This is a genomic window from Sphaerisporangium siamense, from assembly GCF_014205275.1.
GTDB classification, from domain to species: domain Bacteria; phylum Actinomycetota; class Actinomycetes; order Streptosporangiales; family Streptosporangiaceae; genus Sphaerisporangium; species Sphaerisporangium siamense.
In genome coordinates, this window is record NZ_JACHND010000001.1 from 1,168,159 (window position 1) to 1,192,889 (window position 24,731).

At 72.7% G+C, this 24,731-nt stretch carries 19 protein-coding genes; 8 read left to right on the top strand and 11 right to left on the bottom strand.

Annotated elements, in window-relative coordinates:
* Positions 1–24 precede the first annotated feature (24 nt).
* The gene (locus BJ982_RS05425) at positions 25–1,569 is read right to left on the bottom strand and encodes a bifunctional 3-(3-hydroxy-phenyl)propionate/3-hydroxycinnamic acid hydroxylase (RefSeq protein WP_184877150.1); all 1,545 of its coding nucleotides are present in this window, start codon (positions 1,567–1,569) and stop codon (positions 25–27) included.
* 184 nt (positions 1,570–1,753) lie between these two features.
* Between BJ982_RS05425 and BJ982_RS05430 the strand changes: the two genes are divergently transcribed.
* On the top strand, positions 1,754–2,404 hold the full coding sequence (locus BJ982_RS05430; RefSeq protein WP_203959284.1) for a TetR/AcrR family transcriptional regulator: 651 nt from the start codon (positions 1,754–1,756) through the stop codon (positions 2,402–2,404).
* Between the two features lie 24 nt (positions 2,405–2,428).
* Here BJ982_RS05430 and dmpG read toward each other — a convergent pair whose 3' ends face one another.
* Genes dmpG through BJ982_RS05445 form a run of 3 tightly spaced genes read right to left on the bottom strand, consistent with a single transcriptional unit; the run spans position 2,429 to position 5,219 of the window.
* The gene (dmpG, locus tag BJ982_RS05435) at positions 2,429–3,454 is read right to left on the bottom strand and encodes a 4-hydroxy-2-oxovalerate aldolase (RefSeq protein WP_184877154.1); all 1,026 of its coding nucleotides are present in this window, start codon (positions 3,452–3,454) and stop codon (positions 2,429–2,431) included.
* A complete protein-coding gene (locus tag BJ982_RS05440; protein WP_184877156.1) occupies positions 3,454–4,398 on the bottom strand; it encodes an acetaldehyde dehydrogenase (acetylating) in 945 nt (314 codons plus the stop codon). The genes dmpG and BJ982_RS05440 overlap by 1 nt, the downstream gene beginning before the upstream one ends.
* Positions 4,395–5,219 (bottom strand): 2-keto-4-pentenoate hydratase, encoded by an 825-nt coding sequence (locus tag BJ982_RS05445; RefSeq protein WP_184877158.1) that lies wholly within the window; start codon positions 5,217–5,219, stop codon positions 4,395–4,397. The genes BJ982_RS05440 and BJ982_RS05445 overlap by 4 nt, the downstream gene beginning before the upstream one ends.
* 70 nt (positions 5,220–5,289) lie before the next feature.
* Here BJ982_RS05445 and BJ982_RS05450 point away from each other — a divergent pair, with 70 nt between their 5' ends.
* Positions 5,290–6,051, top strand: coding sequence for an IclR family transcriptional regulator (locus BJ982_RS05450; protein ID WP_184877159.1), 762 nt, complete (start codon positions 5,290–5,292; stop codon positions 6,049–6,051).
* A 6-nt stretch (positions 6,052–6,057) separates the two neighbouring features.
* Here BJ982_RS05450 and BJ982_RS05455 read toward each other — a convergent pair whose 3' ends face one another.
* The gene (locus tag BJ982_RS05455) at positions 6,058–6,906 is read right to left on the bottom strand and encodes an IclR family transcriptional regulator (RefSeq protein ID WP_184877160.1); all 849 of its coding nucleotides are present in this window, start codon (positions 6,904–6,906) and stop codon (positions 6,058–6,060) included.
* A gap of 80 nt (positions 6,907–6,986) precedes the next feature.
* Between BJ982_RS05455 and BJ982_RS05460 the strand changes: the two genes are divergently transcribed.
* Genes BJ982_RS05460 through BJ982_RS05475 form a run of 4 tightly spaced genes read left to right on the top strand, consistent with a single transcriptional unit; the run spans position 6,987 to position 10,886 of the window.
* Positions 6,987–8,141, top strand: coding sequence for a cupin domain-containing protein (locus BJ982_RS05460; protein ID WP_184877161.1), 1,155 nt, complete (start codon positions 6,987–6,989; stop codon positions 8,139–8,141).
* Entirely contained in the window at positions 8,138–8,971 is an 834-nt protein-coding gene (locus BJ982_RS05465) for a fumarylacetoacetate hydrolase family protein (protein ID WP_184877162.1), read from the top strand. Before BJ982_RS05460 ends, BJ982_RS05465 begins: the two co-directional genes overlap by 4 nt.
* Positions 8,971–9,612, top strand: a complete 642-nt coding sequence (locus BJ982_RS05470; RefSeq protein WP_184877163.1) for a maleylpyruvate isomerase family mycothiol-dependent enzyme — start codon at positions 8,971–8,973, stop codon at positions 9,610–9,612. The genes BJ982_RS05465 and BJ982_RS05470 overlap by 1 nt, the downstream gene beginning before the upstream one ends.
* Positions 9,613–9,629: 17 nt before the next feature.
* On the top strand, positions 9,630–10,886 hold the full coding sequence (locus BJ982_RS05475) for an FAD-dependent oxidoreductase (protein ID WP_184877164.1): 1,257 nt from the start codon (positions 9,630–9,632) through the stop codon (positions 10,884–10,886).
* Between the two features lie 3 nt (positions 10,887–10,889).
* Here BJ982_RS05475 and BJ982_RS05480 read toward each other — a convergent pair whose 3' ends face one another.
* A complete protein-coding gene (locus BJ982_RS05480; protein ID WP_184877166.1) occupies positions 10,890–11,672 on the bottom strand; it encodes a methyltransferase domain-containing protein in 783 nt (260 codons plus the stop codon).
* A gap of 85 nt (positions 11,673–11,757) precedes the next feature.
* On the opposite strand from BJ982_RS05480, the gene BJ982_RS05485 reads away from it, so the two are divergent.
* Both BJ982_RS05485 and BJ982_RS05490 read left to right on the top strand, forming a co-directional pair.
* The gene (locus tag BJ982_RS05485; protein ID WP_184877168.1) at positions 11,758–12,156 is read left to right on the top strand and encodes a MerR family transcriptional regulator; all 399 of its coding nucleotides are present in this window, start codon (positions 11,758–11,760) and stop codon (positions 12,154–12,156) included.
* A gap of 1,101 nt (positions 12,157–13,257) precedes the next feature.
* Positions 13,258–14,451 carry a chymotrypsin family serine protease gene (locus BJ982_RS05490; RefSeq protein ID WP_184877169.1) on the top strand — a complete coding sequence of 398 codons (1,194 nt, stop codon included), beginning with the start codon at positions 13,258–13,260 and terminating at the stop codon, positions 14,449–14,451.
* Between the two features lie 206 nt (positions 14,452–14,657).
* Here the strand turns inward: BJ982_RS05490 and BJ982_RS05495 are convergent, their stop codons facing one another.
* From BJ982_RS05495 to BJ982_RS05515, 5 genes are all read right to left on the bottom strand, one after another.
* Positions 14,658–18,074 (bottom strand): S8 family serine peptidase, encoded by a 3,417-nt coding sequence (locus tag BJ982_RS05495; RefSeq protein WP_184877170.1) that lies wholly within the window; start codon positions 18,072–18,074, stop codon positions 14,658–14,660.
* A 348-nt stretch (positions 18,075–18,422) separates the two neighbouring features.
* Positions 18,423–19,859: an MFS transporter gene (locus BJ982_RS05500; protein ID WP_184877172.1), complete on the bottom strand. Its 1,437-nt coding sequence runs from the start codon at positions 19,857–19,859 to the stop codon at positions 18,423–18,425.
* A gap of 287 nt (positions 19,860–20,146) precedes the next feature.
* Positions 20,147–20,998, bottom strand: coding sequence for an SDR family oxidoreductase (locus BJ982_RS05505; RefSeq protein WP_203959285.1), 852 nt, complete (start codon positions 20,996–20,998; stop codon positions 20,147–20,149).
* 17 nt (positions 20,999–21,015) lie between these two features.
* The gene (locus BJ982_RS05510; protein ID WP_184877176.1) at positions 21,016–23,997 is read right to left on the bottom strand and encodes an amino acid adenylation domain-containing protein; all 2,982 of its coding nucleotides are present in this window, start codon (positions 23,995–23,997) and stop codon (positions 21,016–21,018) included.
* Positions 23,990–24,709, bottom strand: a complete 720-nt coding sequence (locus BJ982_RS05515) for a thioesterase II family protein (protein WP_184877178.1) — start codon at positions 24,707–24,709, stop codon at positions 23,990–23,992. Before BJ982_RS05515 ends, BJ982_RS05510 begins: the two co-directional genes overlap by 8 nt.
* Positions 24,710–24,731 lie beyond the last annotated feature (22 nt).

The following is a 24,731-nucleotide window of genomic DNA, read 5'->3' on the forward strand; positions in this document are numbered from 1 at the left end:
GGGTCGGGTCCGGCGCGACCGCTCTCAGGCGGGCACGGCGAGGCCGCTGATGTCGGCCGCGGCGACGAACCTGTCGGGACGCAGCGCCACGGCGCGGGCGCCGTACCTGCGCAGCCAGGGCAGGAGGACCTCGTCCAGGTCGATCAGCTCGCCGGGGCCCTGGGTGTACGCCGTCTTCGGCCGCACCGCGACGTAGCGGGCGCCGAGCGCGTCCCAGTCCGCCTTCTCCTCCGCCGTCAGCAGCGTCGCGGGGTCGACGTCGTCGCCGAGCAGCACGAAGCCGTCGCCGAGGAGGTCGTCCAGGCGCGCCATCCTGCCGATCGCGTCCCCGGCGATCGGCTGCGGGATCATCCGGCCGACGATGCTGGCGTCGCCGAGCGGACCCCTGATCCACCCGCCCGCGAGCACCGGCGGGGCGGTGAGCGGCGGCTCGAAGGGGGTCACGGTGTCCTCGGGCACCGCGTTCATCGCGGCCTGCTCCTCCTCGGACAGTTCCTGCTTGATGACCCGCCCGAGCTGGGTGGCGAGCGCGGTGTAGAAGGCGGCGTTCGGACGCCGCTCGGCCTCGTAGGTGTCCAGCCAGCTCTCGGGCAGCTCGCCCTTGATCACGCGGGCGAGTTTCCAGCCCAGGTCGTGGGCGTCGCGCATCCCGGTCTGCATCCCGGCGCCCGCCCACGGCGGCATCAGATGGGCCGCGTCGCCGGCGAGGAACACCCGGCCCCGGCGCCAGGTGTCGGCCATCCGGGTGTGGTGCTTGTAGAAGGCGTGCTGGTGGATCTCGACGTCCTTCTCGGTGACGCCGAGCGCCTTGAGCAGCGGCCACACCTCGGCGCTGGTCGGGTAGTCCGCCGGGGACTCGTCGGGTTTGAGGGGAATCTCCCACCGGTGGTTGCCCGCGGAGAGCGCGATGTCGACGACCGGGCGCTCCTTGTCGGACCAGAAGGTCAGGAAGTCGCGGTCGGGCCACCACCGCTTGACGCGGCAGTCGATGACCACCCAGGTGACGTCGCCCGTGTCGCCCAGCAGCCGGCAGCCCACCTGGCCGCGGACGGTGCTGCTGCCGCCGTCGGCGCCGATCGCGTACCGGGCGCGGACGGTGCGGCGCTCGCCGGTCGCGGTATGCGTCCAGGCGACGGTGACGCCGTCGGCGTCCTGGTCGACGCCCGTGACCTCGGCGCCGTAGTGGACGGCGACGCGGTCGCCGTGGTCCCGCGCGGCGGCGCGCAGCTCGACCTCCATCGTCGGCTGGTAGATGTTGTAGAAGCGCGGCCTGCGGCCCAGCGTCGAGGGCGGGTGCTCGACCCGCATGATCTCCGTGCCGTCGTAGGTGACCCAGCGCAGGGCCCGCTGGGGGTCGATCTTCTTCTCGATCCGCTCGTCCACGCCGAGGTCCTGGAAGATCCGCATCGTCCAGTCGTTGACGGTCACGGCCCGGGCCCGGGGGTAGATGTCCTCGTCGCGCTCAAGGGCGACGGCGGACACGCCGTACTTGGCGAGGGTGAGCGCGGCGATCACTCCGGTCGGGCCGTACCCGACGATCGCGACGTCCGCGTCGTGGCTCTCGGTCATAGCGGTGACTCCGTGGTCTCGGCCGCAGGTGACCCACGGCACTTTTGGACCGAACGTTCGGTACAAGTGTGAGGAGCTAACAACGTGCCGCGGCGACATGTCAAGAGGTCATCCGCCCCACCCGCGGCGGTACGGCCCGGCCGGGGAGACGGGCCACCCCCGCCGGGTCCCTAGACTTCGGCGCGTGGAGAAGCCCGCGCAGGAGGCGCACACCGGGAACCGCCGCGGCCGCCGGTCACGGCAGGAGATCCTCGACGCGGCGGCGCGGGTGATGTCCGTCCGCGGCTACGCCGGCACGTCGATCTCGACGCTCGTCAAGGAGACGGGCCTGCCGAAGAGCGCCTTCTACCACCACTTCGAGTCCAAGGCGGGGCTGCTCTCGGCCGTCATGGCGCAGGGGGCGCGGGGCTTCTTCGACGCCATGCGCGAGGCCCACAGGAACCCGCCGGAGCAGGGCGCCCCGCGCGAGCGTCTCGGCTGGTACCTGCGCAAGACGGGCGAGGTCTTCGTGCACCGCGAGGAGTTCCTGCGCCTGCTGCTCGTGCTGGTGATGAGTCACGAGGCGGCCGAGGCCCCGGAGGCGCAGCGGACCGTGAGCGCCGTCCGGGACGAGGGACGCGACTACATGCGGCACATGATCCGCTCGTCGTTCATGAGCGAGGGCGAGGACGCCGCGAACGCGGTCGCCGACGCCCTCGGGCACTTCGGCATGGCCGGGTTCGACGGCGCGTTCGTCTCGCTCCAGTCGGAGGACGGCAAGCCGATCGCGGAGTTCATGGACCAGCTCGCCGACGCCATGGTGGCGCTCGGCGCGGCGCTGCTCGCCAGGCGCTGAGACGGGTCCCATGCCTCGACACTGTCACGCGGGCCGCTTCTCGCGCGCGGCGACGAGCGTGAGCGCGATGTCGACGATCATGTCCTCCTGTCCGCCCACGAGACGCCGGCGGCCGCACTCCATGAGGATGTCCCGGACGTCCAGCTCGTACCGCGCGGCGGCCGCCTCCGCGTGGCGCAGGAAGGACGAGTACACGCCGGCGTACCCCAGCGTGAGAGTCTCCCGGTCCACGCGCACCGGACGGTCCTGCAGCGGGCGGACGATGTCGTCGGCGGCGTCCTGGAGCCGGAACAGGTCGCAGCGGTGCTCGAAGTCCGAGAGGTCCGCGACCGCGATGAACGCCTCCAGCGGGCAGTTGCCCGCGCCCGCGCCGTGCCCGGCCAGCGACGCGTCCACCCGGCGGACGCCGTTCTCGACCGCCACGACCGAGTTCGCGACCGACAGCGAGAGGTTCTCGTGGGCGTGGATGCCGATCTCGGTCCCGGCGTCCAGCACGTCGCGGTAGGCGCGCACCCGCGCGGCCACGTCGTTCATCGTGAGCCGGCCGCCGGAGTCGGTGACGTAGACGCAGTGCGCGCCGTAGGACTCCATCAGCCGCGCCTGCCGGGCCAGCTCCTCCGGCGGGGCCATGTGGGACAGCATCAGGAAGCCGGACACGTCCATGCCGAGCTCGCGCGCCGCGGCGATGTGCTGGGCGGAGATGTCGGCCTCGGTGCAGTGCGTGGCGACCCGGACGGAGCGGACGCCGAGGTCGTAGGCGTGCCGCAGCTCGCGGACGGTGCCGACGCCGGGCAGCAGCAGCGTGGTGAGGCGGGCGTTCTCCAGCACCGAGGCCGCGGCCTCGATCCACTCCCAGTCGGTGTGCGAGCCGGGGCCGTAGTTGACCGACCCTCCGGCGAGGCCGTCGCCGTGCGCGACCTCGATCGCGTCGACGCCCGCCTGGTCGAGCGCGGTGACGATGCGCTTGACGTCCTCCAGGCCGACCCGATGGCGTACGGCGTGCATGCCGTCGCGCAGGGTGACGTCCTGGACGAAGATCGGGATGCCCATCAGAGGCCCGCCTTCCCTGCCGCGATGCGCTCCGCGACCCGCAGGCCGGCGGAGGTCATGATGTCGAGGTTGCCGGCGTAGGCCGGGAGGTAGTGCGCGGCGCCCTCGACCTCCAGGAAGACCGACACCTGGTGGGTGGGCGGCGAACCTCCGCCGGCGAGCAGCGTCCCGACCGGCTGACCGGCGGGGATCTCGGTGATCTGGACCTGCTGCTTGAGCCGGTAGCCGGGGACGTAGGCGGCGACGTCGGCGACCATCTTCTCTACCGACCGCGTGATCTCCTCCCGCACGTCCGGGTCCGGCGCCGTGACGAGGCAGAACACCGTGTCCCGCATGATCAGCGGCGGTTCGGCGGGGTTGAGCACGATGATCGCCTTGCCGCGGCGCGCCCCGCCGACCCGCTCGATGGCGGCCGCGGTGGTCTCGGTGAACTCGTCGATGTTGGCGCGGGTGCCGGGGCCGGCCGACTTCGAGGCGATCGACGCGACGATCTCGGCGTACTCGACCGTCGCCACGCGGCCGACCGCGGCGACGATCGGGATGGTGGCCTGGCCGCCGCAGGTGACCATGTTGACGTCCGGGGCGTCGAGGTGCGCGTCCAGGTTGACGGCGGGGACGACGTAGGGCCCGATCGCCGCCGGGGTCAGGTCGATCAACCGCCTGCCGAGCGGGATCAGCTTCGCGGCGTTCGCCTCGTGCGCCTTGGCCGAGGTCGCGTCGAAGACGATGCCGATCTCGCCGAAGCCCGGCAGCGCGATCAGTCCGTCGACGCCCTCGTGCGTGGTCGGCACGCCGAGACGGGCGGCGCGGGCCAGGCCGTCCGACGCGGGATCGATCCCGACCATGGCCCCCATCTCCAGGTGCCGCGCGCCGCGCAGCACCTTGATCATCAGGTCGGTGCCGATGTTGCCGGATCCGATGATCGCGACCTTGGTCCTGCTCATGACGCCGTCCCTCCGGTGAAGCGTGCCGTCACGGCGCCGAGCCCGGACAGCGTGGCGGTCACGGTGTCGCCCGCCGCCACCGGCCGCATCGGACCGAGCGCCCCGGACAGGACGACCTGCCCGGCGCGCAGCGGAAGGCCGAGGTCACGGGCCGTGCGGGCCAGCCACACCACGGCTTCGATCGGGTCGCCGAGGCAGGCGGCGCCGGTCCCCGTGGAGACCTCCTCGCCGCCGACGCGCATCGACATCACCACGTCCACCGGCTCGAACTCGTCGAGGGTGCGGCGTTCCCGCCCGAGCACGTAGGCGCCTGAGGACGCGTTGTCGGCGACCGTGTCGCCGAAGGAGATGTCCCATCCGGCGATCCGGCTGCCGCAGACCTCCAGCGCGGCGACGCCGTACCCGACCGCGTCGCGCACCTGCGCGGCGTCGAGCGGGCCGTCGGCCAGATCGGCACGGAGCACGAACGCGATCTCCGCCTCGACCCGCGGCTGGAGCACCCGCGCGACCGGGATCGCGTCGCCGTCGGCGTACGCCATGTCGTCGAAGAGGACGCCGAGGTCGGGCCGGTCGACGCCGAGCTGCCGCTGGACGGCCTCCGAGGTCAGGCCGATCTTGCGGCCGACGATCCCGGCGCCCGCGGCGAGGCGGCGCCCGGTGAGCTCGGCCTGCACCGCGTACGCGGCGGCCAGGTCGTCCGGGCCGATCAGGTCCCGCACGGGCGCGCACGGCACGCCGGACGCGGACGCCCCGGCGAGCCGCTCGGCCGCGGCGGCGATGGCGGACTGGCTCGCGGTGGCGAGCCCGGTGCTTTCTGTCACCCTCCCCACTCTGTGGCCGGGGCCAGGCCCCCGACCAGCACTTCGTCTCGTTCAGCGATACGCTGCGAGGGTGACGGGACCGGCTGACCTCGACACCGTGCTGGGCAAGGCGGTGACGATCCTGCGCGCCTTCCGCGCCGAGGACCGTGTCGTCAGCCTCGCCGAGCTGGTGCGGCGCACCGGCCTCCACAAGGCGACCGTGCACCGGCTGTCCGGCGACCTGGTCACCAACCGCCTGCTCGAACGCGCCGGCGGCGGCTACCGGCTCAGTGGCGGCCTCTTCGAGCTCGGGATGCTCGCGTCGCTGGAGCGCAGCCTGCTGGAGGTGGCGATCCCGTTCCTCCAGGACCTGTACGAGCGCACCCACGAGACCGTCCACCTCGGGGTGCGTGAGGGCCACGACGTCGTCTACCTCGCCAAGATCGGCGGCCACCAGCAGGCCAGGGCGCCGTCCCGCACCGGCGGGCGGATGCCGCTGCACTGCACCGCGATCGGCAAGGCACTGCTCGCGCACGCCGACGCAGGGCTGCGGCGCGCGGTGCTGTCCGGGCCGCTCGAACGCCGCACGCCGCACACCGTCGTCGCGCCGGGCATCCTGCGCCGCCAGCTCGGGCGCGTCACCGAGACCGGCGTCGCGTTCGAGACGGAGGAATCGACCGCCGGGCTCGCGTGCGTCGCCGCGCCCGTGCTGGGACGCGACGACGAGCCGCTCGCCGCGATCAGCGTGGCCGGCCCGGTCGGCCGGTTCCGGCCCGAGGTGCACGTGACGGCGGTGCGCGCGGCGGCGGCCGCCCTGGCCGCCACCCTCATCCGGCGGGACTTCCTCGTCTGACCCGCCCTAGCCGTCTGCCGGGTCCCCTCCGTCCACGCCACCCGAACCGTCCGCGCCGTCCGGGCCGACTGCGCCGTCCGGGTCCGCGCCGCGGAGGGTGCGGGCGATGGCGTCGACCGCGGTGGTGAGGGCGGCGATGAGGGCGGTGAGGTGATCCGGGGTGTAGCGGACGCTGGGCATCGAGATCGACAGGGCGGCCACGGTGGCGCCGGCGCGGTCCTTCACCGCGCGCCCCACCGCGACCACGCCCCGCTCGGTGCGCTCCAGGTTGAGCGCGACGCCGCTGCGGCGCACCGCCCGCAGCTCCAGGCGGAGCCTCGCCAGGTCGGGCGGCTCCTCGCCGAGATCGCGTCGCTCGTCGCCGGCGTACAGGGTTTCGAGTTCCTCGTCCGAGAGCGCCGCCAGCGTGATCAGGCCGCCGCTGGCCTGGTGGGCGGGGAAGACCATGCCCTCGCGGCCGTCGACCCGCAGGGCCCGCGCGCACTCGACCGAGGCGATGAACCGGACGGTCCTGCCGGTGCGGATGCTGAGGTTGACCGTCTCGTCGATCCGGTCGACCAGGGCGCGCATCGGCCCGAGGGCCGCCACCCGCAGCGCGCCGACGTCGGAGCGGGCCCGCTCGGCGAGCGCGAGGATGGGGCCCACCCGGTAGGTGCGGTCCTCGTCCCGCACCGCGAAGTCGCGGTAGACCAGGGCGGCCAGCAGGCGGTGCGCCGTGGAGCGCGCGACGCCGAGTCGCTCGGCCGCCGCCGACACCGTGATCGCCCCGTCGAGCTGGAGGATCTGCGCGAGCCTGAGGGCATGGTCGACGCTGCTCGGCGCGTACGCCGGTGGGGTCTTCATCGACTTCGCCATACGACCGATCCTGACACGGATTGTTCTGCTGTGCAGAATCCTCTGTTCCAGATTCGGCCCGGTCCCGGATAGTCGGGAGCATGTCCGATACGCATGCCGTCACGTCGCCGGTCAGCATCACCGCCGTGGACCGGCCCGACCAGCCTCCCGCCGGTCCCGCGCTTGACGATCTCTACCGCGGCTTTGAGAAGGCCCTGCTCGTCCCGTTGTGGACGGAGATCGGCGACCTGATGCCCGGGCATCCGCGCTCCAGCGCGCAGCCGCACCGCTGGGAGTGGAACCGGCTCCTCGAACTCGCCGGCCGCGCCGGGGACCTGGTGCCGGTCGGCCGCGGCGGCGAGCGCCGCGCGATCGCCCTCGCCAACCCGAGCCTGGGCGGCCGGCCCTACGCGACGCCGACCCTGTGGGCCGCGATCCAGTACCTGATGCCGGGCGAGGACGCGCCCGAGCACCGGCACACCCAGAACGCGTTCCGCTTCGTCGTCGAGGGCGAGGGCGTGTGGACGGTGGTCGAGCGCGACCCGGTGCCGATGCGCCGGGGCGACTTCCTCCCCCAGCCCGGCATGCACTGGCACGCCCACCACAACGCGGCGAGCACGCCGATGGCCTGGCTCGACGGGCTCGACATCCCGTTCCAGTACGGCGTCGAGGGGCAGTTCTTCGACTTCGGCCGGGACACCCTCTCCACGGAGGAGCACGCCACCCCCGACCGTTCCCGCTCGGAGCGGCTCTGGGGACACCCCGGCCTGGCGCCGGTCTCCCAGCTCGGCCGCCCCAAGGGCACCCCGCTGCTGTGCTACCGCTGGACCGACACCGACGCCGCGCTGAACGACCAGCTCGCCCTGGAGCGGGAGGGTCACGGCGGCACCGTCGAACCCGGCCACGCCCTGGTCCGCTACACCGACCCGGCCACCGCCGGCGACGTGCTCCCGACGATCCGGGCGCAGTTCCACCGGATCACGGCGGGCACCGAGACCGCGCCGCACCGGGAGACCGGCTCGTCGGTCTACCAGGTCTTCGACGGGTCCGGCCGGGTCACCGTAGGGGACCACTCCTGGACGGTGACCCGCGGCGACCTCTTCGTCGTCCCGTCCTGGCAGCCGCTGTCGATCCGCTCGGAGGCGTCGGCGTCCGACTCCGACTCCGGCGCGCTCGACCTGTTCCAGTTCGGCGACGCCCCGATCTTCACCAAACTCAACCTGTTCCGCAGCCACACCGAGAAGGACGACCGATGAAGCTGGCCACCATCCGCCTGGACGACCACCGCACCACGGCCGTACGCGTCGACGGCGACGAGCTCGTCGAGGTGGGCATGCCCGACGTCGGCGCGGTGCTGGCCGCTCCCGGCGGCCTCGACGCCGCGGCGTCGGCCGACGGCCCCCGGCGCCCGCTGGCCGGAGCCGACCTGGCCCCGGTGGTGCCGCGGCCGGGCAAGGTCGTCTGCACCGGCCTGAACTACCGCAACCACATCACGGAGATGGGCCGCGACCTGCCGGAGTACCCGACCCTATTCTGCAAGTTCGCCGACAGCCTCATCGGCGCCGCCGACGACATCGTGCGCCCGGCGGAGACCGAGCAGTTCGACTGGGAGGCCGAGCTGGCCGTCGTCATCGGCCGCCAGGTGCGCCGGGCGGACGAGGAGCAGGCGATCGCCGCGATCGCCGGGTTCACCGTGCTCAACGACATCACCTGCCGCGACTGGCAGTTCCGCACCCGGGAATGGCTGCAGGGCAAGGTCTGGGACTCCACGACCCCGATCGGCCCCTACCTCGTCACCGCGGACGAGACCGGTCCCCGGCCGGCGCTCGGCATCCGCTGCGAGGTCGACGGCCGGGTGGTGCAGTCCGACAACACCGGCGACCTGCTCTTCGACCCGGTCCACCTGGTCCGCTACGTCTCGACGATGGTGCGGCTCAACCCGGGCGACGTGATCGCGACCGGCACGCCCGGCGGCGTCGGCCACGCGCGCAAGCCACAGGTCTTCCTCAACGGCGGCGAGCTGGTCGTGACCGAGATCGAGGCGCTGGGCAGGCTGGCGAACCGCGTCGTCCCCGAGGGCGCGTGATGGCGCGCGACCTGGCCACCACGCTCGCCTGGGTCGACACGGGGACCCGGCTGTGCGCGTCGGCGATCGCCGGACTCTCCGAGCGGGAGTACGGCGCCCCGTCCGCGCTGCCCGGCTGGACGCGCAAGCACGTCGTGGCGCACCTGGCGGCGAACGCCGAGGCGATCGGCAACCTGGTCCACTGGGCGGGCACCGGCGAGGAGACGCCGATGTACGCCTCGCCGGAGGAGCGCGCCGCGGGCATCGAGAGGGGCTCCCTGCTCGGCGCCGGCGAGCTGACCCGGTGGTTCACCGAGTCGGCCGCGAGCCTGGCCGCCGCGATGGCGGCACTGCCGGAGGATGCGTGGCGGGCCGAGGTGGTGACCGCGCAGGGGCGCACCGTGCCGGCGAGCGAGACCCCGTGGATGCGTTCCCGGGAGGTCATGGTGCACGCCGTGGACCTCGCGACCGGGCACACCTTCGCCGACCTGCCCGAGGACTTCCTGCGGGCGCTGCGTGAGGACGTCAGCGCCAAGCGGGGGAACGTGCCCGCCGTCGAGGGGACCCTGGCCGACGTGACCGCCTACCTGGCCGGACGGTCCTCGGCCGGCGTGACCTCTCCCGGCGGCGGCCCTCCCCCGGTCCTGCCGCCCTGGCTGTGACGGGAAGGACCGACCCCATGGGCACCTCCAGCGCCGACGTGATCGTCATCGGCGGCGGCATCGGCGGCCTCTCCGCCGCGCTCGCCCTGGCCCGCCGGGGCCTGCGGGTCCGGGTGCACGAGCAGGCGTCCGCGTTCGGCGAGGTCGGCGCCGGCCTCCAGCTCGCGCCGAACTGCACCCGCATCCTGGACCGCTACGGCCTGCTCGGGGAGGCGACCGCCCTCGGCGTGCTGCCCGAGTCCATGGTCATGAAGGACGCGGTGGACGCCGGGGAGCTGACCCGGCTGGACCTGCGCGACGTCGAACGCCGTTACGGCCACCCCTACCTGGTGATCCATCGCAGCGACCTGCACGGCATCCTGCTGCGCGCCTGCGACCGGGCGGGCGTCGAGCTGCTGACCGACGCCCGCTGCACGTCGTACGAGAACGTCGCCGGCGGCGCCCGGGTCCGCTTCGCCGACGGGGGAACCGACGAGGCGGAGGTGGTGATCGCCGCGGACGGGCTGCACTCGGTCGCCCGTGAGCTGCTGGTCCGCGACGAGCCGGTCAGCTCGGCGTACGTCGCCTACCGCGGCGCCGTGCCGTTCGAGAAGGTGGCCGGCAACGATGTCCACGAGAAGGACGTCGTCGTGTACGTCGGCCCGCGTTGCCATTTCGTGCAGTATCCGCTGCGGGGCGGCGAAATGTTGAACCAGGTCGCCGTGTTCGAGTCGCGGAAGGCACGGGCCGGCGAGGAGGACTGGGGCACCCCGGACGAGCTGGACGCGGCGTTCGCGGGCACCTGCGCCCCGGTCCAGAAGGGGTTGCCGTCCATGTGGCGCGACCGGTGGTGGCGGATGTACGACCGCGACCCGATCATGACCTGGGTGACCGGCAGGATCGCGCTGCTCGGCGACGCGGCGCACCCGCCCCTGCAGTACATGGCGCAGGGCGCGATCATGGCGATCGAGGACGGCTGGGTGCTCGGCGAGCACGTCGCCGCCCAGGGCGCCCGGCGGACCGGGCACGGCTCGGGCGTCGACTGGGACAAGGTGCTCGCCGCCTACGAGGCGGTGCGGCCCGAGCACTGCCGCCGGGTCGTCACCACCGCCCGGGCGTGGGGCGACCTGTGGCACCTCGACGGCGACCGGAGGCTCCGGCGCAACGCCCTCCTCCACGGCCGCGACGTCCACGACTACACGTTCGTCGACTGGATCTTCGGCCCCACCGCACTGACCCCCGAGGACGAACCGGAGATGTTCCGCCCCATCCCCCTCGACACCGTGCCCCTGTGACCCTCAGGGGCGGGTCGCGGAGGCCAGGAACATCGGGACGGCGAGGAACAGGCGTCCTCGCCGTCCGCGTTCCGCCTGTTCCTCGATCCAGCCTCGCGCCTGACGGGCGGTGACGGCTCCCGCGCGCCGCGCGGCGTCGGCGACGCCGGACAGCATGGGGAGCAGGGGGAACATGGCCGTGCCGGTGAAGACGCCCGTGTGGACCTCGACCGCCACGTCGGTGAAGCCGGCGTCCAGCAGGAGGTTGCGATACCCGCGGGCGGCGCGGGGGTTCGTCACGGCGTCAGCCCGGGCGTGGACGATCGTCCGCGTCAGCGACCAATCGTCGGAGTCGATCACGAAGGTGTCCCAGTCCTGGCCGACGAGGACCACGCGCCCGTCGCGGCCGAGCACGCGCCGCGCCTCGGCGAGGGCCCGCGCCGGGTCGGCGAGCTCGTGGTAGACCTTGTCCGCCCGGTACCCGGCCGCCTGCCCGTCCTCAAGCGGCAGGTCGCCGGCGTCGCCGAGGCGGACGTCCAGCTCCGGCCCGCGCCGCCGCGCCGCCTCGACCATCCGCCCGGCCGCGTCGACGCCGATCGCCCGCATGCCTCTGGCGTTCAGCTCGGCGACGGCCCGTCCGGCGCCACAGCCCACGTCCACCACGCACGCCCCGGGAGCGAGCCGCAACAGCTCGTAGGACCGGTCACGAAGCTCCTTCGCGCCCGGCTGCGCGTCCACGGCGTCCAGCAGGGCGACCAGCGAGGTGACGGGGTCGCCGGAGGCGCCCGGTGAGGTGTGCGTCGACATGCGCCCCAGCTTCCGACTTAATGTCGGCATGAAGTCAAGCGGTGATTCCTCTCCTCCGGTCCCGTCCGTGCCCAGGGAGCGGGCGATGAGCATCGGGGAGATCGCGGCACGGTTCGGCCTGGCGCCGCACGTGCTGCGCCACTGGGAGTCCGTCGGGCTGCTCTCCCCGTCCCGCGTGGCCGGCGACCGCCGCCGGTACGGGCCGGACGACCTCTACCGGATCGCGGTCATCCTGCGCGCCAAGGAGGCCGGCCTGAGCCTGGACGACGTCCGGCGGATGATGACGTCCCGCGACGCGCGGCGCCGGCGTGCCCTGCTGGAACGCCACAGGACGGACCTGGTCCGCCGCATCGCGGAGGCGCGGGCGTCGCTCGACCTGATCGACTGCGCCCTGGAGTGCGACCACGAGGACTTCTCCTCCTGCCGGCACTTCCAGACCATGGTCGAGGAACGGGTCGGCCTCCCGGCACCGCCACGGGCATGAGACCACCCAGGCCCGGCCGAGCGGGCCCCGGCTGCGGCGCGCGGGCGGGCGGGGGCGCGGCTGAGAGCTTTTTCGCCGAATACGACCGAACTCCGTTTAGTCACCCCGGCCGCCTCCTTATCGGGCCGGTCCGATAACGCCGGACCCAATTCCGGAGGGCGACCGGTTCGTGACGGAGGTCCCCGGATTCGGCGATCCACAGGCGCGCGTCCGGTTCCGAGCGTACGGGGTGTGGAATATCGCGGACCCAAAACCCTCCCGTCCCGATCATCGGTACGGCGCCGGCGCGGTTCCGCACATCGCGTCGCCGAATACACACGCGCCGGAGCGGCGCCCGGTCCGGGAGAGCGGCACCGGCGGCCGATTCGCGCCGGTAATCGCAGACCAGCGGCCGGGCCACCGGACTCGTCCCTGGTCGGAGGGGCCGGGCCGCCGCGAATCCGTTCTCCCGGCGGTCCGCGTCACCGTCCCTCACATGAACTCGTCATCGGGTGTGAAATGGACACCGCACGGTCGGCCGCAACCAATGGTTCCGGGCCGATCGGATGGCCGCCCCCGTGCTTCCGGCCCGTTTCATAATCCGGTGAAGGTCTATTGCGCCGCATATTCGTCTGACCAATTCACAAGCCAGCGCCACTGACGGTGAGGACATTCTCTGCCACGTAGCGCGATGTGACGAAGGTCATAATTCCCTACGCAGTTGGACGCCGGCGGCCATTCATGCCCACCCTTCGCGTCAACCCCTATGCCCACGGTGACGATACTGACCGCGAAGGTAAGAAGCGTCCTACCCCGGCGGCGTACACCACTGCCCCCGACAGGCATTCCGCCATGATCCGTTCAGAAAGTAAGAGCGCCATAAAGAATGGCGGAATGGCGCTCTGACAAACGTGTTTGCAAACCGATGTGCGGCTATGTACTGTCACTTTCGGGACGGCGGCCTTTAGGCAGTCGAACGGCTAATGTCGGGGAGTGTTCATCTGAAATCCATTGTTCGCACCGCCTTCCACGAGTACGTCGCCCCGCGCGACGTATCAGCGGGAAGACGGAATCCACCGCACGGTGAAAAGACCCGCACACGGCACTCCGAAAGGAATACTCGTGCGTAGAAGGTTGAGTTTCGCCCTTGTCACGCTGGCCACCACGGCCGGGCTCGCCCTGCCGATGGGCAGCGCGATGGCGCAGAGCCCCGAGCCCGGCGCGAAGAACGCGCCGGCCTCCACCTACCACCTTTCCCGTCCCGCCAAGACCGCACTGGAGGACCGGACCGAGGTCTCCAAGGCCGCGAAGATCATTCGCACCGCCGTGGAGAACGGCGCCAACAGCGGTTACGGCAACATCGTCGTGACCGACGACGCCGTTCAGCTCTTCTGGAAGGGCGCCCTGCCCGCGTCGATCAGCAGCGCGCTGACCGACGCGCGGGAGAGCGTGACGGTCGAGGTCCTGCCCGCCGACTACTCGCTGGCCGAGCTGGAGAGCCAGGCGGAGATCATCGCGCAGGACATCAGGTCGGACCTGACCGGCCCGGTCATCGGCGTGCAGCTCGCCCCTGACTCCAGCGGTCTGATCCTGCGCATCCGCAAGGACGCCAACCCGGGCCAGCTCGGCGTCCCCTCGGTGAACGTGCCGTACACCACCCAGGAGTCCGAGGTTCCCACCCTGACCTCGCGTCAGGTGGACACGGCCCCGTACTCGGGCGGCATCGTCCTCACCAACCAGGACCCCGGCGTGCAGTACTCGTGCTCCAGCGGGTTCGGCGTCACGAAGAACAACGTGAAGTACCTGCTGACCGCGGGTCACTGCGGCCAGGTCGGCAGCCAGTTCCGCAACAGCACCACGACCGTCGGCTCCGCGACGCAGAAGCACTCGTCGCATGACCTGCTGCTGGTTTCGGCCAACGCGGCCGGGACCATCTACGACGGTCCGGTCACGACCACGGCCAAGAAGGGCGTCGTCGGCTGGGACTACGTCTACTCCGGTGACATCGTGAAGTCCTCCGGGGCCACCAGCGGCACCGTCCCCAGGCTGTGGGTGACCGGCAACGTCTACGCGCTCGTCGTCAACGACGTCTACGGCAACAGTGTGGTCATCACCAACCAGATCGAGACCGTTCAGCTCGACGGCCTGACGCCGGCCGCGGGCGGCGACAGCGGCGCCCCCATCTTCGTCGACTACGGCACGACGGGGAAGGTGGTCGCCAAGGGTTCCGCGTCCGCGGTCAGTGGCACCAGCCTGTTCTTCCAGCCCTTCTCCTCGGCGGTCGTGGACTTCGGCGTCGCCCCGATCCCGGGCTGACCGGCGCCCGGCGCGCGACGCCGGGCACCGGCCGCACATAGCACCGTCCCCGACGCCACATAGCCAGAAGACCGGCCGTTCCCAATGATGTGAAAGCCCCGGCGGGTACCTCTCCCACTCGCCGGGGACTTTCTCATTTCCCTTTCTTCATCGCAGGCTCCGGCTTCCCGGTGTTTCAGAGAGGACACCCGGAAGCCGGCCCGGAATCAGTCCGTGAGCCCGTACGCCCGGATGACCGTCTGGCTCACCCGCATACCGCCGGTCGCGGTCGCCGTGACGCGCAGGGACACGAAATCCCCCTTGGCGGACGGTTTCACCACGGCGGAGTATTGCCACTCGGAGCCTTTCCGTACCGTGGCCGGCTGCCAGGTCGCGCCGTCGTCGTACGACGCCTCCACCGTCAGATGCTTCATCTGTAAATAGGGGGCCATCGGGATGCGGTCGATGCTGATGCCGACCGGGATGTTCACCGTGCGCTTCGCCCGGTTCAGCGTGTCGAGCCCGGTCGGGGAGATCCGCGCGGCCAGACGCGAGATCGGCATCGGCCACGCGGCGGTCTCGGAGTCGAACGTCCAGCTCGTCTCCACCCGGGTCGCGAGCGAGGCCCACGGCACGTTCCGCGTGCTGACCTCCGTCAGCGTGTAGGAGGCGGCCTTCCCGGGCAACGTCGCGTCGAGGCCGCACGAGATGCCGCCCCTCGGCACCACGCAGGTGGTGTGCCCGAGCACCTTGCCGCCCGACGTGAGCGTCGCCTCACCCTCGCTGTACATCTCCATGCCGATCCGGCCGGGCTCGGGGTCGGCGTACTGCCATCCGCCCGCGAAGCTCAGCTCATCGCCCTCTCTGACCAGGTCGCCCGGCTGAAGGCCGGGCCCGTAGGCGGCGCGGCCCCAGACCTCGCTGTAGGACCTGTCCACGACGTACCGGCCGACGCTCAGCACGTTCTGGCCGGGCCCGAGGTGCAGCACCGTGTCCCAGGCGAGGCCGGGCTGGTAGGTGCGGTAGTTGACCAGCGTGCCGGGCAACACGATTCGCGTCGACACGAACGGGCTCCCCGACGGCGCCGCCGCGATGGCTCCCGGCACCTCCAGGCCCGCGCCGCGGTTCGCCATGGTGATCTTCGCCAGGTCCTTGACGGCGGCGTTGTAGACCGGGTTGTCGGGCAGGCCGTCCCGGTACACCTTGACCAGGTCATAGCGGACGTTGTCCCCGTTGTCCCCACTGCTCTTGTACCACACGTTGTGGACCTGGTACATGGCACCCGGCACACGTGAGGGAATGACATAGAGATCCCCCACCGGAGGTCCCGTGACCGAACCGGCGAACAGCGACCGGAACACGCGACCCCCCGCCTGGTGGGTGATGGCCGAGATCGCGGTCGGCTCCTGGAGGGCGTCCGGATCGTCCAGGGTGACGGTGACCTTCCGCCCCTTCCGCGCGTCCAGCACCACCTCCTTGTGGCCGGCGTCCACGTGGACCACCGTGTGGGCGATGGCGCTGTAGGCGTCGCGCCAGGTGAAGTCGGTGTTGACCATGTACCCCTGTACCGTCCAGTCTCCGGCCGGCAGCCTGGCCTGGCCGACGCCCTCGTAGAGCGCCACGTTCTCCAGCCAGTCCCGCTCCAGGTCGTAGACCAGGGCGCTGCTGTTCACGGCGGGCTCGCCGTTCCTGTCGAGCACCTTGAACGTGACGTCGTACGTCTCGGGCTCGACGTAGGCGCCGGCCAGGGTGCGCAGCACCACGTCGTCGCCGGCCGAGGCGACGAGCACGCCGGGGTACTCGCCCGGGTCGGCGTCCGAGGCGGCCATGGCCAGCGTCACCGAGGCCTGCCCGTGCGCGGGCACCTTGAGCCGCTGCGACGCGAGCTTCAGCAGCCCGCGGGGCAGCGTGACGCCGGGCCGCGCGCTCTCCATGCGCAGGTCGAGGATGAGCGACGCGTCACCCGAGTTGGTGTAGGTGACGGTCCTGGTCACCGTGGCGTTCTCCGCCTCGCCGTACGGCAGCGTCGTCCACAGGTTGCCGGGCGTGGCCGTCACCTGCCGGCCGGTCGCCGCCGCCACGTCGACGCGCCCGGCGCCCTGCTCGTAGGGGCCGAGTTCCGCGCTGGGGACGGCGGTCCCGATCAGCGCGCCCTTCAGTTCCTCCGCCTTCCAGTCCGGATGCGCCTGGGCCAGGATCGCCGCCGCGCCCGCGACGTGCGCCGCGGCCAGCGACGTGCCGCTCTCCGGGGTGTACATGCCGTTCGGGTCGAGCCCGATCGACGTCCCGGCGGTGATCGCCACCCCGGGCGCGGTGATGTCCGGCTTCACCGCGTGGTCGCCGGTGCGCGGCCCCCGGCCGGAGAAGCCGGCGAGCATGTCGCTCTTGTTGACCGCGCCGACGGTGAGCGCGGCGTCCGCGGTCCCGGGGCTGGAGAGCGTGGCCCTGCCCGGCCCGTCGTTGCCCGCGGCGACGACGAACAGCGTCCCGTAGAGCTCGGTGAGGGTGTTGACCGCCTCCTCCAGCGGGTCGGACTGCTGGCTGTCCCACATCGTGCCGAGGCTCAGCAGAGCCACCTTGGCCTTGACCTCGGCGGCGGCCCAGTCCATCCCCCTGAGGATGGAGGAGTCGCTGTACCCGGCGAGGACGCCGGCCACCTTCCCGATGGCGAGCTTGGCGTCCGGCGCCACTCCCCGGTACTTGCCGCCCGACCCCTTCCCGGACCCGGCGATCACCGAGGCCAGGTGGGTGCCGTGCCCCATGCCGTCCATGAGGTTGCCCTCGCCGGAGAAGTCGGCCGTGTCGGCGACGGCGTTCTGGAGGTCCGGATGCCGGGAGTCGTAGCCGTTGTCGAGCACGGCCACCGTCACACCCTTGCCGGTCAGGCCGCGCTTCCACGCGACCGGCGCGCCGATCTGCGGCACGCTGCGGTCCAGGTACGGGGTGCGCTTGCCGTCCAGCCACACCTTGGTGACGCCGCCGGCGAGCGAGCGGCCCGCCGAGCCCGCCGAGCCCGCCGTCAGTTCCTGCCACGCCTGCCCCGCGCCGCTCTTGGCGACCTTCATCGCCGACAGCTTGAGCGCGTCGCTGCGCCAGCCGCCCGCGGCCGCCTTCGCGGCGAGGCGCGGCGGCGACGACGACCGGACGATCAGCGGCACTTCCTTGCTGTGGCCGTCGTCGTAGCCCCACGCCACCAGTTGCGTGATGTCGAACAGGCGCCTGTCCATGAGGCCGCGCGCGACGAGCGGCAGCGCGTCGACGGGGAAGACGCTCAGGTGGCCGTCGCGTTCCTGGGCGGTGAACTGCATCTTCTCGCGGCCCGGGCCGCGCTCGATCTCGTAGGTGGGGCCCGAGGCGCCCTGCGCGTACAACGTGATCCGGTCTCCGGTCACCAAGGTGACGACGGCGGCCCTCGGCACGCGCCCGGCGCCGCGCGCCTTCTTCCCGGCGGTCCCGCGCGGGCCGTCCGCCGATATCGGCGCCCCGGCTTTCCGCGCGCCGGGCGAATAATTCGATACGCGGGCGGAATCGCTTTGTGCGCGCTCGACTCCATTCGGTGCGGACGCATTCGCGGCGCCGAGCGGCAGGGCCAGCCCGAGCGTGGCGGCCAGCCCGAAAATCGTGGTCTTTCTTTTCCAGGTCATCGGCGCCGTCCCTTCTCCGGACGGCTTGATCTAGGTGTTCCGGTACGTGTCGTACGAGATGTCGGCAGCGTGAACGCGCTCGCTGCCGACGCCGGGTTCTGTGGGGGGTGCGTCACAGATCCTCCTGTCGGCTCGTCTGGGCCGCCATTCGGCAGGCGACGCCTCCACTCCTAGCACAAACCCGATCAATAGTCATGAAGTGCGTAGTAATCCCACTTCACCCTGTCAAGGACCGGCCGACCCCGCCTCTCACCGCCGTTTTCCGCGGTGTTCAACCGGCGGGCGCCGGCCTTTTCCGTGACACTTTATGGTGCGGTCGCTCGGCCCTTTTCGGGCAATAGCAGGCGATTATCTATTCCGTGAAATGGCACCGGCGGGCTCGGCGCCGGCCGTGGTCGCCGCCTTCGGCGCGCGCATCAGCAGAAGGCTCAGCACGGCGCCGCCCGCCGCGATGATCCCCGCCCCGACGAAGGCCGCCTGGAAGCCGCCGGTGAGCCGGGCCGCGTCACCCAGCTCCGCGGCGCCGCGCGAGGTCGCGACCGCCGTCATGACGGCGAGGCCGAGAGCCGAGCCCACCTGGTAGGTGGTGTTGACGATGCCGGAGGCCAGGCCGCTCTCCTCCGGCCGCACTCCCGACATCGCCGACATCATCGCGGGGATGTAGGCCAGCGACATGCCGGCGGCGGCGACGAGCGAGGCGGGCAGCACGTCGGCGGCGAACACGCCCTCGGCCCTGACCAGGGACAGCCCCGCCACTCCCGCCGCCAGGACCAGCAGGCCGACGACGATCAGCGGCTTGGCGCCGAAGCGGCCGAGCAGGCGGGCCGTGACGCCGATCATGAAGATCATGATGGTCACGGTCATCGGGAGCAGGGCCGCGCCGCCGGCGAACGCGCCGTACCCTAGGACCTGCTGAAGGTAGAGGTTGAGGAAGTACCACATCGGGATCCAGGCGGCGCCCAGCAGCGCCATCGCCAGGTTGGCGGTGGCGAGGCCGGGAGTGCGCCAGACGCCGAGCGGCATGAGCGGCGCGCGGACCGTCCGCTGAACGAGCAGGAACAGCGCGAGCAGGGCGACCGCCCCGGCCAGTTCCAGCAGGGTCGCGGCCGAGCTCCAGCCCTGCCCGGGCGCCCGCACGATGGCGAACACCGCCAGGGCGATGCCGGCGGTGACCGCGACGGCGCCGAGGACGTCGACCGTGCCGCGCCTGCCGCCGACCGCCGGCAGCAGGGCGGGGACGGCCAGCAGCGTCGCCACGCCGATGGGGATGTAGATGATGAAGACCCACGGCCAGCTCAGGTATTCGGCGATGACGCCGCCGAGGAAGACGCCGGCGGTGCCGCCGGCGGGGGCGGCGGCACCGTACAGGGCCATGGCCTTGCCGAGTTCGCGCCGGTCGTGGCCGAAGAGCATCATGAGCAGGGTCATCGAGGCGGGCGCGATCAGCGCGCCGCCGACCCCTTGGACGCCGCGGCCGGCGATCTCGACCCAGGCGTCACCCGCCGCGGCGGCGACGGCCGACCCGGCGATCAGGATGACCCAGCCGGCGACGAAGACCTTGCGGGCGCCGAGGAGGTCGGACAGCCGGCCGCCGAGCAGCAGCAGGCCGCCGAAGGCGATGACGTAGGCGTTGAAGACCCATTGCAGACCGCTCTGGGTGAAGCCGAGGTCGCGTTGGATGTCGGGCAGCGCGACGCCGATGATCGAGGTGTCCATGATGACCATGAACTGCGCGGCGGCGAGCACGATGAGTGCCCGCCATCTGCGCGGGCTGATGGCGTCCATGCGGAAACTCCTGTTCCCCGCGTCCACGCCGAGTGGCAGGATGCGGGAGGGGGTGGGTGTGATCTCGAAACAGACCGGCCCCTGCGAGTGGGCGTGCATGCCGGTGCACGCCCACCTTTCATGTCAGCGGCCGGAAGGCGCCTGACGCGCCGCCGCCCACGTGACCATGCCGTCGGCGGCACCCCGCGCCCGCGCCTCGGTGTCCCTTCCGTTCTGAATACCCCTAGGGGGTAGGTGTATCGGACGGCAGGACGTTAACATACCCCCCAGGGGTTAGCAAGCAGGTCTCAGCGGGCGCTGTAGCCGCCGTCCACGGTGATGACGCTGCCGGTGACGCCGCGGGACTCGTCCGAGGCGAGCCAGAGGCAGGCGTTCGCGACGTCGTACGCCGAGACCAGCCGCCGGGTCGGCTGGCCGTCCACGAAGACCTGCTCCTGGCGCTCGGCCGGGATGCCGAGGGCGTCGGCGATGCCGCCGAGCATCCGGCCCTCCAGCTCCGGCTCGTCGCGGACCGATCCCGGGCACAACGCGTTGACCCGGACGCCGGACGTCGCGTAGTCCAGCGCGGCGGCGCGGGTGAGCCCGACGAGCCCGTGCTTGGCCGCCGTGTAGTTCGCGAAGTGCGGGTAGCCGACCACGCCCGCGGTCGAGGCGACGTTGACCACGCTGCCGGCCCCGCGGTCCAGCATGTGCGGGACGACCAGGCGCATCATGCGCCAAGCGCCGGTCAGGTCGACGTCCACCATGAGCCGCCACTGCTCCTCGTCCAGCCCGTGGGCCGGGTGGCCCGCGGGCGTGGCCAGGCCCGCGTTGTTCACCAGGACGTCGGCGCGTCCGAGCCGGTCCAGCGTGTCGCCGACCGCCGCCGCGAGGTCGTCCGGGGAGCGCACGTCGGCGTGGCAGGTGACGACGGTCGCGCCGCGCTCCTCGCACAGCCGGCCGGTCATGCGCAACTGGGCCGCGGTCCCCAGCGGGTAGGTGGCGCCGGGGATGTCCGCGGCCACGTCGATCAGGGCGAGGTCGGCGCCTTCCGCCGCGAGCGCGAGCGCGCAGGCGCGGCCGATGCCGCGAGCGGCGCCCGTGACGATCGCGACCCTGTGGTCCAGGCGGCCGGCGCGCCGGGGTGAAGTCGTCGTCACAGCACCTTCCTCGTGGGTCATGCCGGACGGGCCTGCCGCCGCAGCACCGCCGCGAGCCCGCGCACGGTGGGGTTGAGGTAGATCTCGCGGGGCGGCAGCTCGGCCAGCCCGTGTTCGGCCATCACGGTGAGCAGGCGGATCGCGGTCAGCGAGTTCCCGCCCAGGTCGAAGAAGTTGTCGTCGGGACCGACGGGCGTCCGCAGGACCGCGGTCCACGCCGCCCGCACCGCCTCCTCGACGTCCCCGTTGACCAGTGCGGCCGGCGCGACCGGCGCGGCCGGGGCGGGTGCGGCCGTGGAGAGCTCGGCGAGCCGGTCCACGTCGAGCTTCCCGTTGGCGGTCAGCGGCAACGCCGCCACGACCGTGACCGAGGCGGGCACCATGTAGTCCGGCAGGACGCGGGCGACGCGGCGGCGGACCTCCTGCCCGGACGCGGCGTCCCCGGCGACGACGTAGGCGTCGAGCCGGGCGCTGTCCGGGTCCGGCCCCCGGCGGAGCACCACGGCGGCGGCCGTCACGGCGGGAACGGCCAGCAGCGCCGCCCGGATCTCCTCGGGCTCGATGCGGTACCCGCGCAGCTTGACCTGGTCGTCCAACCGGCCGAGATGTTCGAGCCGCCCGTCGGGGAGCAGCCGGCCGCGGTCGCCGCTGCGGTACATCCTGCCCGCCGTGAACGGGTCGGCCGCGAAGCGTTCGGCCGTCACCGCGGGAAGGTTGAGGTAGCCGTCGGCCACACCCGCGCCGCCCACCCAGATCTCCCCCGGCACACCGGGGGGCAGCAGCCGGCCCTCCTCGTCCATGACGTACACGTGCCAGCCGGGGATCGGCGGTCCGACCGAGCGGGACCCGGTCAGCGCGTCCCACCGCGTCACCGTCTGCGCCGTCACGTGGACGGTCGTCTCGGTGATGCCGTACATGTTCACCACCCGGCACTCGTCCTCCGGGTGCCGGTCGAACCAGCGGAGCAGGACGCGGGGGTCGAGCGCCTCGCCGCCCAGGATCACCAGCCGGACGGCCAGCGGCTCCGGCCGGGTGTGGTCGTGGTCGATCAGGTGGGTGAGCGCCGAGGGCGTCTGGTTCAGGACCGTGACCCCCGTGCGGCGCAGCAGCTCGTGGAAGCTCGCCGGAGACCGGGCCACCAGGTAGGGGACCACGACGAGCCGCCCGCCGGTGAGCAGGCACCCCCAGATCTCCCACACGGAGAAGTCGAAGGCCGGCGAATGGAAGAAGGACCACACGTCCTCGGGCGACAGCCCGAAGTCCCGCTCGGTCGCCGCGATGAGAGCGGCCACGTTCCGGTGCGGCACCATCACGCCCTTGGGCCGCCCGGTGGACCCCGAGGTGTAGATGACATAGGCGGGATCGTCCGGCGTGACGCGCACGGGGTCGCCCGGGGTGCCGCTCACGGGGTCGGCGGGCGTGCCGCCGCCCTCGGCGAGCAGGGTCTCGACGGTCAGCACCGGCACAGCGCGGGCCTCGTCCCCGGCCGTGTCCCCGGCCTCGTGTCCAGCCTCGTCTCCGGCCTTGTTCTCGGCCGCGACGAGCAGCGCGGCGTCCGAGTCGCGGAGGATCGCGGCGATCCGCTCCGCGGGATAGCTCGGATGCAGCGGCACGTACGCGGCCCCGGCCTTGAGGACGCCGAGCATGGTCGCGATGAGGTCCGGGGACGGGTCCAGGCGGACGCCGACCCGTGAACCGGCGGTGACGCCGCGCCGGCGCAGGCCGGCGGCGAGCCTCCCGGCGCGCGCGTCCAGTTCCCGGTACGTCAGCGACCCGCCGTCGTCCTCGACCGCGATCCGGTCCGGGTGCGCGGCGGCGCGGGCGGCCAGGGCCTCATGCACGCAGACGGCCGGCGCGTCCACCGCGTGGCGCGGGCGGCCGAGCCGGGCCACCCGCCGCTTCTCGGCGTCGTCGAGAAGCTCGACCTGGTCCAGAGGCGACGACGGCGATGCGGTCAGCAGCCGCCCGGCCACGTGCAGGGTGTGCCCGACGAACCGCGCGGCGGTGTCGCGGCCGAACCGGTCGAGCCGGTGGTGGCACTCGCCGACGACGCGCCCGTCCGGCAGCAGGTCCACCGTGAGCGTCAGCGGGTAGAGCGGCGCCAGGTGCGGGACGTACGCGTCCTCGTCCCGCCGCGCCACCAGCACCCCGGCCGGGGCGCTCAGCACGTCGGGCAGCGCGGGATCACCGGACGGCTCCCAGGGCACCCCGGCGGCGAGCCGGTCGCGTACGCCCGACAGGTACCGGCCGATGGTCGTCTCCCCCTTGGCGTCCGTGGGGACGAGGGTCAGCGTCTCGGCGCGCGCGGCGCCGTCCGGGGCGGTGGACAGGGCCGTGCCGACCAGCGCCCGATCGGTGCGCGCGTACCGGGCGAGCACCAGGCCGGCCGCCGCCACCAGGACGGCGTGCAGCTCGGCGGGTGACACGTCCGGCGCCACGGGCACCCGGAACCGCCGTACCCCGTGCCCGGCGCCACTCTCCTCACGCCACGCCCGCGTCTCACCACGGAGGTCGCGGACGGCTCCGGCGAGCTCGTCCAGGTCGGCGTGCGGCCCGCCGGGCGGGGCCGTGACCTCGGCGCCGGTGAGGATCGACCTGGCGACGGGGCCGAGCAGCGCCCGTCCGATCCGGGCCCGGTGCGCGACGACGACGAGGTCGGCGGCGCCGCCGGCGTACCGGAGGAGCACGGCCCGCAGCGGGGCACGGCCCGGGGCGAGTGGACGGTGCAGCTCGGCGGTCCTGCGGCGCCGGGCGAGCGGGCCGTCCGCCGCGCCGGAGACGTCCTCGGCCCACAGCCGCGGGGCCGCGTCGCCCAGGTCTCCCACGTCGTGCGCGTCGCCCACGGCGAGGAAGGGGTGATCCGCCGTGAGCCGGGCGAGATTCCGCGCCAGTGATTCGGCGGCCGGCGCGTCCGCGATCCGGAACGCGGCGGAGTGGCACAGCCGGGCGGCCTTCTCGGCCGCGGACAGGTGCGGCTCCCTGGGCGCCGGGTCACCCATGGGACAGTCGCCCGACGAGCGCGAGGATCTCGGCCGCGGAGTCGACCAGGTACATGTGCCCGCCGGGCAACTCGGCCACGTGGAACTCCGCGGCGGTGGCCGTGGCCCACCCCTCCAGCTCCGCCCGGGAGACGAGCCCGTCGTCGGCGCCGCGCACCGCCGTGATCGGCACGCGCAGCGGCGGGCGGGAGGCCGGCGGCCGGTAGTTCTCGTGCATCTCCACGTCGGCCCGCAGGCAGGGCAGCAGCAGCTCCCGCATCGTGGGATCCTCCAGCGCCGGATGCGAGTACCCGGCGAACTCCAGGACCCGCGCCAGGAATTCCTCGTCCGGCAGCCCGGTCGCCCGGTTCGCCCGCACCTCGGCGGGGCCGGGGGAACCGCTCACGACGAGGTGCGCGACGTCCGGACCGCCCGCGTCCTTGAGGCGGTGCGCCATCTCGTAGGCGAGGATCGCGCCCAGGCTGTGCCCGAAGATCACGACACGGGACCGCCCTGCCAGCTTTTCGAGCACCTCCCCGGCGAGGCCGTCGACCGCCTCGTGGACGTCCCGGTACGGGGTCTCGGTGAACCGCTGCTCCCGGCCGGGGAGCTGGACCGGGACGACCTCGACGGCCTCCGGGTCGTGGCCGCGCCAGGGCCGGAAGAACCCGGCGCCCGCACCCGCGTACGGGAAGCACACCAACGTCGCGGGGTCCGCCTTCGTGCCTCGCATCGACCGCTGCTCCTTCGAGGGC

What these genes read in the sequence shown, in the direction of transcription:
- BJ982_RS05425 (WP_184877150.1), bottom strand. Translation starts at nt 1,569, where the DNA reads ATGACCGAGAGCCACGACGCGGACGTCGCGATCGTCGGGTACGGCCCG.
- dmpG (WP_184877154.1), bottom strand. Translation starts at nt 3,454, where the DNA reads ATGGGCATCCCGATCTTCGTCCAGGACGTCACCCTGCGCGACGGCATG.
- BJ982_RS05440 (WP_184877156.1), bottom strand. Translation starts at nt 4,398, where the DNA reads ATGAGCAGGACCAAGGTCGCGATCATCGGATCCGGCAACATCGGCACC.
- BJ982_RS05455 (WP_184877160.1), bottom strand. Translation starts at nt 6,906, where the DNA reads ATGGCGAAGTCGATGAAGACCCCACCGGCGTACGCGCCGAGCAGCGTC.
- BJ982_RS05460 (WP_184877161.1), top strand. Translation starts at nt 6,987, where the DNA reads ATGTCCGATACGCATGCCGTCACGTCGCCGGTCAGCATCACCGCCGTG.
- BJ982_RS05465 (WP_184877162.1), top strand. Translation starts at nt 8,138, where the DNA reads ATGAAGCTGGCCACCATCCGCCTGGACGACCACCGCACCACGGCCGTA.
- BJ982_RS05470 (WP_184877163.1), top strand. Translation starts at nt 8,971, where the DNA reads ATGGCGCGCGACCTGGCCACCACGCTCGCCTGGGTCGACACGGGGACC.
- BJ982_RS05475 (WP_184877164.1), top strand. Translation starts at nt 9,630, where the DNA reads ATGGGCACCTCCAGCGCCGACGTGATCGTCATCGGCGGCGGCATCGGC.
- BJ982_RS05480 (WP_184877166.1), bottom strand. Translation starts at nt 11,672, where the DNA reads ATGTCGACGCACACCTCACCGGGCGCCTCCGGCGACCCCGTCACCTCG.
- BJ982_RS05485 (WP_184877168.1), top strand. Translation starts at nt 11,758, where the DNA reads ATGAGCATCGGGGAGATCGCGGCACGGTTCGGCCTGGCGCCGCACGTG.
- BJ982_RS05495 (WP_184877170.1), bottom strand. Translation starts at nt 18,074, where the DNA reads ATGACCTGGAAAAGAAAGACCACGATTTTCGGGCTGGCCGCCACGCTC.
- BJ982_RS05500 (WP_184877172.1), bottom strand. Translation starts at nt 19,859, where the DNA reads ATGGACGCCATCAGCCCGCGCAGATGGCGGGCACTCATCGTGCTCGCC.
- BJ982_RS05510 (WP_184877176.1), bottom strand. Translation starts at nt 23,997, where the DNA reads ATGGGTGACCCGGCGCCCAGGGAGCCGCACCTGTCCGCGGCCGAGAAG.
- BJ982_RS05515 (WP_184877178.1), bottom strand. Translation starts at nt 24,709, where the DNA reads ATGCGAGGCACGAAGGCGGACCCCGCGACGTTGGTGTGCTTCCCGTAC.